This window comes from Pseudomonas sp. AGC41, assembly GCF_057334555.1.
Window position 1 is genome coordinate 232,993 of record NZ_JBHFJB010000039.1, and the last position, 9,475, is coordinate 242,467.

The 9,475-nt window shown below is 61.2% G+C and carries 10 protein-coding genes; 2 read left to right on the forward strand and 8 right to left on the reverse strand.

Annotated features, from left to right (window positions below; translation table 11 throughout):
* Positions 1-87: 87 nt before the first annotated feature.
* Positions 88-297, reverse strand: coding sequence for a cold-shock protein (locus tag ACE04F_RS08105; protein WP_002554837.1), 210 nt, complete (start codon positions 295-297; stop codon positions 88-90).
* A gap of 354 nt (positions 298-651) precedes the next feature.
* On the opposite strand from ACE04F_RS08105, the gene dcd reads away from it, so the two are divergent.
* Together dcd and ACE04F_RS08115 are read left to right on the forward strand one after the other, a co-directional pair.
* A complete protein-coding gene (dcd, locus tag ACE04F_RS08110) occupies positions 652-1,218 on the forward strand; it encodes a dCTP deaminase (protein ID WP_434696979.1) in 567 nt (188 codons plus the stop codon).
* Positions 1,219-1,318: 100 nt separating this feature from the next.
* Positions 1,319-1,525, forward strand: coding sequence for a hypothetical protein (locus tag ACE04F_RS08115; RefSeq protein ID WP_305499193.1), 207 nt, complete (start codon positions 1,319-1,321; stop codon positions 1,523-1,525).
* 35 nt (positions 1,526-1,560) lie between these two features.
* Here ACE04F_RS08115 and pdeM read toward each other — a convergent pair whose 3' ends face one another.
* The 7 genes from pdeM to ACE04F_RS08150 form a co-directional block, all read right to left on the reverse strand.
* Positions 1,561-2,217, reverse strand: a complete 657-nt coding sequence (pdeM, locus tag ACE04F_RS08120; RefSeq protein ID WP_486105716.1) for a ligase-associated DNA damage response endonuclease PdeM — start codon at positions 2,215-2,217, stop codon at positions 1,561-1,563.
* Positions 2,217-4,703, reverse strand: coding sequence for a ligase-associated DNA damage response DEXH box helicase (locus tag ACE04F_RS08125; RefSeq protein ID WP_486105717.1), 2,487 nt, complete (start codon positions 4,701-4,703; stop codon positions 2,217-2,219). The genes pdeM and ACE04F_RS08125 overlap by 1 nt, the downstream gene beginning before the upstream one ends.
* 240 nt (positions 4,704-4,943) lie before the next feature.
* The gene (locus tag ACE04F_RS08130; protein ID WP_486105718.1) at positions 4,944-5,708 is read right to left on the reverse strand and encodes an ABC transporter ATP-binding protein; all 765 of its coding nucleotides are present in this window, start codon (positions 5,706-5,708) and stop codon (positions 4,944-4,946) included.
* A 13-nt stretch (positions 5,709-5,721) separates the two neighbouring features.
* On the reverse strand, positions 5,722-6,840 hold the full coding sequence (locus ACE04F_RS08135) for a succinylglutamate desuccinylase/aspartoacylase family protein (RefSeq protein WP_434698731.1): 1,119 nt from the start codon (positions 6,838-6,840) through the stop codon (positions 5,722-5,724).
* Positions 6,841-6,868: 28 nt separating this feature from the next.
* A complete protein-coding gene (locus ACE04F_RS08140) occupies positions 6,869-7,579 on the reverse strand; it encodes an ABC transporter permease (RefSeq protein ID WP_486105719.1) in 711 nt (236 codons plus the stop codon).
* Positions 7,576-8,304: an ABC transporter permease gene (locus tag ACE04F_RS08145; RefSeq protein WP_434572215.1), complete on the reverse strand. Its 729-nt coding sequence runs from the start codon at positions 8,302-8,304 to the stop codon at positions 7,576-7,578. Before ACE04F_RS08145 ends, ACE04F_RS08140 begins: the two co-directional genes overlap by 4 nt.
* A 57-nt stretch (positions 8,305-8,361) precedes the next feature.
* On the reverse strand, positions 8,362-9,144 hold the full coding sequence (locus tag ACE04F_RS08150) for a transporter substrate-binding domain-containing protein (protein ID WP_186730446.1): 783 nt from the start codon (positions 9,142-9,144) through the stop codon (positions 8,362-8,364).
* Positions 9,145-9,475: the final 331 nt, after the last annotated feature.

A 9,475-nucleotide genomic window follows, 5' to 3' on the forward strand; every position in this document is an offset into this window, starting at 1 on the left:
CCCACACTGGTTTCGGTTTCCAAAAACACCCAGGCACAAAAAAGCCCCGCTTTTGAGGGCGGGGCTTCTTACTAAAGCAAGGACAAGTTAGATAACTTGAACTTCTTCAGCTTGCATGCCTTTCTGACCGCGGGTAGCGATGAAAGAAACCTGTTGGCCTTCTTTCAGGCTTTTGAAGCCGTCGGATTGGATAGCTTTGAAGTGAACGAACAGATCGTCACCGGATTGTGGGGTGATGAAGCCGAAGCCTTTTTCATCGTTGAACCACTTAACGGTACCGGTTTGGCGATTAGACATGGTGTAACTCCTTGAACAAAGATAACTGCGACTCAGGAAGAACCCTGGCCGAGACTGAGTGCAAAGAGCAGGAAAAATTCTTGTAGATGGTTGGATCGAAATTCAACATATCGTGTAGAGATTCTCAGTGACACAAGCAACACAGTGACGCCACCTTACCCCTTTTTCCGAAACGTGCCAATGGTCTTTGCGAAGGTTTCTCGGTTTTAATGACTGACGGCCATGGCGATAGCCGTCAGAGCCCGGAAATCAAGGCGGATCGCCGAGAATTGCGTCTCGCCCTTTGAACCCGTCCCGCGCCCCGGTAAGATGCCGGACAGTTTTTTCCACCTCGCTATTTTCAGGAAACCCGCCATGAGCATCAAATCGGACAAGTGGATTCGCCGCATGGCGCAAGAGCACGGCATGATCGAGCCCTTCGTAGAGCGCCAGATGCGTGGCGAAGGCGCCGAGCGGCTGATCTCCTTCGGCGTTTCCAGCTACGGCTACGATGTGCGCTGCGCCGACGAATTCAAGGTGTTCACCAACATCAACTCGGCCACCGTCGACCCGAAGAATTTCGATGAGAAGAGCTTCGTCGACATCAAGAGCGACGTCTGCATCATTCCGCCGAACTCCTTCGCCCTGGCCCGCACCGTCGAGTACTTCCGCATCCCACGCAACGTGCTGACCATCTGCCTGGGTAAAAGCACCTACGCCCGCTGCGGCATCATCGTCAACGTGACACCCCTGGAACCTGAATGGGAAGGCCACGTGACCCTGGAGTTCTCCAACACCACGACCCTGCCGGCGAAGATCTACGCCAACGAGGGCGTGGCGCAGATGTTGTTCCTTGAGTCCGATGAGGAATGTGAAGTTTCCTACAAGGACCGTGGCGGCAAGTACCAGGGCCAGCGCGGTGTGACACTGCCGCGTACCTGATTCTGACGAGCTGTTGGAATTCCTGAGCGGGCAGGCACTCTATTGGGTGTACTGCCCGTTTTTGCGTCTGCGCAACGGGCCTTCGCTCAGGAGTTGCTCTATGAAGATCGATCCGCGAATCAGTGCCGAACTGGCAAGGCTTGAGCCCAATCAGATCGGCGTCCTGGCTTGGTCATTACTGGCCCACCCTGCTGAAGCGGCGGGCGGCATCCCTGGCCAGCCCGATCCCGATACCCCTAACGAACAGCCTACCGAACCCGGCGAACCGACTCTTCCGGACGAACCGCCTCCCGCGCCCGTAGCCTGATCAGCCTATGGCCCGTCAGTTCAAGCCTGATCGCTTCAACTGACGGGCCATATTTCGTTGTCGCCCACTACGAAGATCTTGCAGTCGGTGTCCTGATCGACCCGATAGCCTCCCGTGAAGGCACCGAAGGCCGGTAGCAGGCTGATCTCGCTACCGAGGCGGAAGCACGGCAAGCGCAGGCGTTGCCGGCCTTTACCGCTCAGGTGGTAGACCGGGTGCACATGCCCGGCGAGCACGTGTCGACGTGGATGCGGGGTAGGCTCGTGTTGCACGGCGAAAGGGCCCAACAGCAATGGCTCGGGGACGACGCGGATATTGAGTGCCGCTGGCGGATCGCCGGCGCGCTTGTCGTGATTGCCACGGATGAGCGTGATGGCGAGTTTGCGACGCCGTTCACGCCAGTCGGCAAGGGCCTTCAAGGTGCCTGGGGCATGGGAGCCTGGCCCATGCAGGAAGTCCCCGAGGAATATCAGCAGCCGGCACGGCAGGCTCGCCAGCAACTCGTCAAGCATCGCGATGTTGTTCGCCGTGGTGCCGTGGGGGACCGGTTGGCCGAGGCTGCGGTAGGCCGCTGCCTTGCCGAAATGCACATCGGCCACCATCAGGGTTTCCTGGGCCGGCCAGTACAGGGCTTTTTGCGGCAACAGCCAGAGCTCTTCGCCCGCGAGGTTGACGGGATACGGCGCGGGCATCAGACGCTTCCTCGATCAGCGGTTTTTTCCAGTTCGCTGACCATGCGCCGGATACGATCGGCGAGCTTTTCCGAGCTCATGCTTTCGCGGAATCGCTCCACCAGCAAGGGGAAGCCCAGCGGAGTAGGGCGTTTGATCAGGTGCAGGTCGAGCTTCAAGGTATCGAGGCGTTCCAAGGTCTGCTCCAGTCGGCGTATATCCAATTCTTCGCGCAGGACTTCCTCGCCGGCCTGGGCCAGCAGCAGGTTATCGGCGTCATATTGCTTGAACACTTGATAGAACAACCCGCTGGAAGCCTGCACTTGGCGGGTGCTCTTGGGGGCGCCGGGGTAGCCGGCGAACACCAGCCCGGCGATCCGGGCGATTTCGCGGAAGCGGCGCAGGGCCAGTTCTCCGGCGTTCAGGCTGGCGAGAACGTCCGCCAGCAAGCCATCGGTGCGCAACAGCGCCGGGTTCAGATGTGTTGACCAGTCCAGCTCGGTGGCACTGAGCAATTCCAGGCCGTAGTCATTGACCGCAATCGAGAACGTCACCGGTTGGCGCTGGCTGACGCGCCAGGCCAACAGGCTGGCCAGGCCCAGATGTACCTGGCGCCCGGCGAACGGATACAGGAACAGGTGCCAACCCTCCCGGGATTTGAGCGCTTCGGCCAGCAGCGTTCCCTGCGTCGGCAGGCCGGACCAACGCAGCTGCGTTGTCAGCAACGGCTGTACGGCTTGCATTTCCGGTCCGTCAAAGCGGCCCAAGGCGGCTTCGCTCAAGCGCGCGACGACCGCGGCAGCGAGTTCGCTGGAAAGCGGCATGCGTCCTCCATTCCAGCGCGGCACGGCGGCTTTTTTCGCCTGGCTGCGGCGTACGTAAGCGGTCATGTCCTCGACCCGGACCAACTCGAGCAAGCGGCCGGCGAACAGGAATCCATCGCCGGGGCGCAAGCGTGCGATGAATCCTTCTTCCACGCTGCCCAGGGTCTTGCCGCCGCCGCCCTTGCTCCAGAATTTCAATTGCAGGCTGGCGTCGCTGACGATGGTGCCGATGCTCATGCGGTGGCGCCGGGCCAGGCGGGCGTCAGGCACGCGCCAGATCCCGTGTTCGTCCGGTTCGACCCGTCGGTAATCAGGGTAGGCGGTCAGCGACAGGCCGCCGTGGCGCACGAACGCCAGCGCCCAGGCCCACTCGGCCGGGTTCAGGTCGCGGTAGGCCCAGGCGCCGCGTACCTCATTGAACAGCTCCTCGGGAACAAAACCACCGCCCAGGGCCATGCTGACCAGATGCTGGACCAGTACATCCAAAGGCTTGTGGGGCGATTCACGCGGCTCGATTCGCCGCTGCCCCACGGCGTCCTGGGCGGCGGCGGCCTCGATCAGCTCCAGGCTGTGGGTCGGCACCAAGGTTATTCGCGAGGTCCGCCCCGGCGCATGACCGGAGCGTCCGGCGCGTTGCATCAAGCGGGCGACGCCTTTCGCCGAGCCAATCTGGAGCACGCGTTCCACGGGCAGGAAATCCACCCCCAGGTCGAGGCTGGACGTACACACGACTGCCTTGAGCTGGCCGTCCTTCAACGCGCGTTCCACCCAATCGCGGGTGTCGCGGGACAGAGAGCTATGGTGCAACGCAATCAGTCCGGCCCAATCAGGGCGCGCCTCAAGAATGGCCTGGTACCAGATTTCCGCTTGCGCGCGAGTATTGGTAAAGACCAGGCAGCTGTTGCTGGTGTCGATTTCAGCAACCACCTGGGGCAACATTTTCAGGCCGATATGCCCCGCCCATGGAAACCGTTCGAGGGTTGGCGGCAACAGCGTATCGACCTGCAACGCCTTGGCATCGGCGCCCTGCACACTTATTCCGCTGCCTTGTGGGATCAATACCTGCTCGGCGTGGGCCTGGTTGCCCAAGGTCGCGGATACGCCCCAGACGATCAGGTCGGGGTGCCAGTGCCGCAAGCGAGCCAGGGCCAGTTGCAACTGCACGCCGCGCTTGTTACCGAGCAATTCGTGCCACTCATCCACCACGACCATGCGCAGGGTCGACACGGCCGTTTGCGCATCAGCGCGGGCGAGCATCAATGTCAGGCTTTCGGGCGTGGTGATCAGCGCCGTGGGCAGGCGCCGGCCTTGCCGGGCGCGTTCGCTGGCGCTGGTATCGCCGGTGCGCAGGCCTACGCTCCAGGGAATCTGCAGCGGATCGAGGGGCGCTTCGAGAGCCTTGCCGGTGTCGGCGGCCAGCGCACGCATCGGCGTTATCCACAAGACGGTCAGCGGTTCGGTCGGCGGTTTGCGTTTACGAGGCTTGTCCGGTGGCGGCACGCTGCGGGCAAAACGGTTGAGGGCGGCGAACCACACGGCGTAGGTCTTGCCAGCGCCGGTATTGGCATGCAGCAGCCCCGACTCGCCACGCTTGACCGCAGCCCATACCTGCTTTTGAAAGGCGAACGGCTTCCAGCCACGGGCATCGAACCACTGTTTCGCGAAGTTGCTGGATGTCGCCATGCGTGCGGTATGCGCCCTGAAAGTCCTTCTTCAAAGACCACGGCAGGGTATGAAAGGTTTTATGCAGGACATTGTGGCGAGCGCGCTTCTGTGGCGAGGGAGCTTGCTCCCGCTGGGCTGCGAAGCGGCCCTCTGGATCTGGATGGCACACTGCAGGGGAGGCTGCGCCTCCAGCGGGAGCAAGCTTCCTCGCCACAAAAGCGGTTCGTCACAAAAACAGGCTCTCAGGTGTGTCGAGGTTTATTTCAGATTGCCACTGAGGAACTGCTTGAGCCGTTCGCTCTTCGGGCTGCCCAGCACGTCTTCCGGCGCGCCTTCTTCTTCCACCAGGCCCTGGTGCAGGAACAACACCTGATTGGACACCTTGCGGGCGAAGCTCATCTCGTGGGTCACCATGATCATGGTCCGGCCTTCTTCGGCCAAACCCTGGATGACCTTCAAGACTTCGCCCACCAGTTCCGGGTCCAGGGCCGAGGTCGGTTCGTCGAACAGCATGACCTCAGGCTCCATGGCCAAGGCGCGGGCAATCGCTACGCGCTGTTGCTGGCCACCGGACAGGAACGCCGGGTACTGCTCGGCAACGCGTGCCGGCAGGCCGACCTTGTCGAGATAACGGCGGGCGCGATCCTCGGCTTCCTGCTTGCCGACCCCCAGCACCCGACGCGGTGCCATGGTGATGTTTTCCAGCACGGTCATGTGGCTCCACAGGTTGAAGTGCTGGAACACCATGGCCAGGCGCGTGCGGATGCGTTGCAGTTCGTCGGCGTCGGCCACGCGCATGCCGTGGTGATCCTTGATCATCTGGATCGATTGGCCGTCCAGGCTCATGGCGCCGTCGTTGGGTTGTTCAAGGAAATTGATGCAGCGCAGAAAGGTGCTTTTGCCCGAGCCGCTCGCGCCGATCAGGCTGATCACGTCGCCGGTCCTGGCCTTGAGCGAAACCCCTTTGAGCACCTCATGCTGGCCATAGCTTTTGTGCAGGCCTTCGATGGTCAGTTTGTACATGGAACAGGCATCCTCAAGGCGAAAGTAGGTAGCCGCTGCGGTAGGCTTCGGTCCCGGCGACATGGGCGATGACCATGCCGGCGGTGGCCATGCGGCGCAGCGAGCGGGCGTACAGCAGCCCGGCATTACGGCAATGGACGGGGGTGACAGTGTCGTTGACCGGGTCGATGATTTCGGCGATCAGCTGTCCCGCCTCCAGGTATTCACCGGGCAGGGCGCTGTACACCAGCAGGCCGCCGACCGGTGTCGCCACCGGTTCGACGCCGGCCAGCGGCGTGGCCGGGTAGGGCAGGTCGGGCAACGGCACCGGCTCACCGTCGATGGCGCCGAAGTGGATCAGGTATTCGATCAGGGCCTGGCAATCGAGACTCGCCAGGCCATGGTTGACGTCACCCTGGCCGCGCAATTCGACAGTCACCGAAAAGCTGCCCAGGGGAATTTCGAAGCGCTCGCCGAAACGCTCCTTGAGCTGCCACCAGAGCAAGGTGAAGCACTCATCGAACGATTGGCCGCCCGAGTCGGTCGCCAACAGGCTGGCCTCGGCGCCGATGTAGCGCGCCAGCGGCTCGACCCGCGGCCAGGCCTCGGGCGTGGTGTAGAGGTGGGCGACGGCTTCGAAATCGCAATGCAGGTCGAGCACCATGTCGGCATCACAGGCCAGGCGTTGCAGGACCAGGCGCTGGGATTGCAGTTGTGTGCTGGCGGTCTGCCGACTCAGGGCGTCGCGCAGGCTGGTGCGGATCAGCATCAGGTTGTGCTGCGGGTCGTCGGTCAGCAGGCCTTCGATTTCGTTGCCGATCTCTTCGCTCAGGTCGACGAACCGGCGGTTGAAATTCTGCCCGCTTTCCAATTCGTAACGGCCCAGGGGCACGTCCATCAGGACCTGTTCAAGGCCGATCGGGTTGGCGACCGGCACCAGCACGATTTCGTGCCGCAGGTGGCCCGAAGCTTCGAGTTCGGCCAGGCGCTGCTTGAGGTGCCAGGCGACCAGCATGCCGGGCAGTTCATCGGCATGCAGGGACGACTGGATATAGATTTTGCCGACGGCTTTTTCCGGGCCGAAGTGAAAGCTGTGGATCTTGCGTGCGGTCCCCGGCAGCGGGGCCAGCAGGTCATGAATCTGGTGGCGCATTTACATGTATGTCCTGGGAACGGAAGCCTTAGTGGGTCGGGCCGAGAAAGGCCAGCCAGCGGCGTTCGGCGAGACGGAAGAGGCCCACCAGTGCAAACGTGACGGTCAGGTAGATCAACGCGGCGATCCCGAACGACTGGAACGTCAGGAAAGTGGCCGAGTTGGCATCCCGGGCGACTTTCAACACGTCTGGAACGGTAGCGGTGAACGCCACGGTCGTCGAGTGCAGCATCAATATCACTTCATTGCTGTAGTACGGCAGCGAGCGCCGCAGCGCTGACGGCATGATCACGTACGTGTAGAGCTTCCAGCCGGTCAATCCGTAAGCCTTGGCCGCTTCGACTTCACCGTGGTTCATGCTGCGAATCGCCCCGGCAAAGATCTCCGTGGTGTAGGCGCAGGTGTTCAACGCGAACGCCAGGATCGTGCAGTTCATCGCGTCGCGAAAGAAACTGTCGAGCACGGGTTGGGCGCGTACCGCCTCGATGCTGTAGATGCCGGTGTAGCAGATCAGCAATTGGATATAGAGCGGCGTGCCACGGAACAGGTAGGTATAGAACTGCACGGGCCAGCGTACGTAAAACCTGGGGGAAACCCGAGCGATGGACAGCGGGATCGACACCACGAAGCCGATCAGCAAAGAAGCACTGAGCAGCCACAGGGTCATCGCGAGGCCGGTGATGTGGACGCCGTCGCTGTAGAGAAACGGTTGCCAGTATTCCTGCAAGAGTTCGATCATCGCACCGCCTCCCGGGCTCCGGCGGCGTAGCGGCGTTCAAGCCAGCGCAGGATGAAGTTGGATGCACTGGTGATCAGCAGATAGATGAGCGCCGCCAGTACCAGGAAATAAAACAGCTGGTAGGTGCTCTTGCCCGCATCCTGGGCCGCCTTGACCAGGTCGGCCAGGCCGATGATCGACACCAGTGCGGTGGCCTTGAGCATGACCATCCAGTTGTTGCCGATGCCCGGCAGGGCAAAGCGCATCATTTGCGGGAACACGACATAACGGAAACGCTGACCACGCTTGAGGCCGTAGGCCGTGGCCGCTTCGACCTGCCCGCGGGGCACCGCGAGGATCGCGCCGCGAAAGGTTTCGGTGAAATACGCACCGTAAATGAAGCCCAGGGTGATGACCCCGGCGCCGAACGGGTTGATCTCGATGTATTCCCATTCCATGAAATCGGTAAAAGACGTCAGCCAGGTTTGCAGGCTGTAGAAGATCAGCAGCATGAGCACCAGGTCGGGCACGCCGCGAATCAGCGTGGTGTAGAGTTGGGCCGGAATACGCAGCAGTTTGACGCTGGACAATTTGGCGCTGGCGCCGAGCAGGCCGAGCAGGACACTGAGCAGCAAAGACAGGGCCGACAGCTTGATGGTCATCCAGGTGCCTTGCATCAGCAGCGGGCCAAAGCCCTGCAGGCTGAAGGCCGAGAGCCCCAGACTTTGTAGGAATTGTTCGAACATGGACATTGCCTTTGGCAGGAAAAAAGCGCCCACCCGGTTCAGGGTGGGCGCCGCGCATTATTTGCCGCTGTACAGATTCAGATCGCCAAAGTGTTTTTTCTGGATCTCGGCGTATTTGCCGTCGTCGTGTAACGCTTTGATACCTTTATCCAAAAGTGCCTTCAGCTCTTTGTTACCTTTCTTGATACCGATGGCAGTCTTGGATGGCAGCAGTTCGCTGTCCACCGGCTTGCTGACTTCATAGCCTTCGCCTTTTGGCGATTTCAGGAAGCCCAGTTCGGCCTGGAGCATGTCCTGGATCGCGGCGTCGAGGCGGCCGGAGGTCAGGTCGGCGTAGACCTGGTCCTGGTTCTGGTAGGCCTGGGTCTTGACGCCGGCCTTGTCCAGCACGGCCTTGGCGTAGGCTTCCTGGATGGTGCCTTGCTCGTAGCCGACCGTCTTGCCCTTGAGCGAGGCAACGTCTTCGCTCAGGCCCGAACCTTTCTTGAATACATAGGCCGTTGGGCCGGAGAACAGCTCGCTGGAGAAGTCGATGGCTTTTTCGCGAGCCGGGGTCACCGTCATGGACGAGATCACGCCGTCGAATTTATTGGCCTTGAGGCCGGGAATCATGCCGTCGAAATCGCTTTCGACCCATTTGCATTTGACCTTCAGCTCTTCGCAGATCGCATTGCCCAGGTCGATGTCGAAACCCACCAGGCTGCCATCGGCGGCCTTGGATTCGAACGGGGCGTAAGACGGGTCGACACCAAAACGCAGTTCCTTGTATTCCTTGGCCGTGGCGACGCCAGCGGCCATGCACAACGCCAGTGCAGAAAGGGTCAGCAGTGCTTTTTTCATTATTGAGTCCCTAAAACCAATTTGAGCGCTTGTGGCGCGTAAGATTGTTACCGGTGAAGGTCTGAACGGTATGACGGCATAAAGGTAGCAATTTCCGAACCATAGTGCCGAACAAGTGTTTTAAAAGCACTGGCGGCAGGAGACGGAACGCGATGGTGCGCGGGGAGGAGCGTACATCAAAAAGCGCACCGGGATGGAGCGTGCGTTTGTCCGGTTTTGCTCTTCGTGGCGAGGGAGCTTGCTCCCGCTGGAGCCGCAGCCTCCCTTTGCGGTGCTTCATCCAGAATCAGGGGGGCGCTTCGCGCCCAGCGGGAGCAAGCTCCCTCGCCAC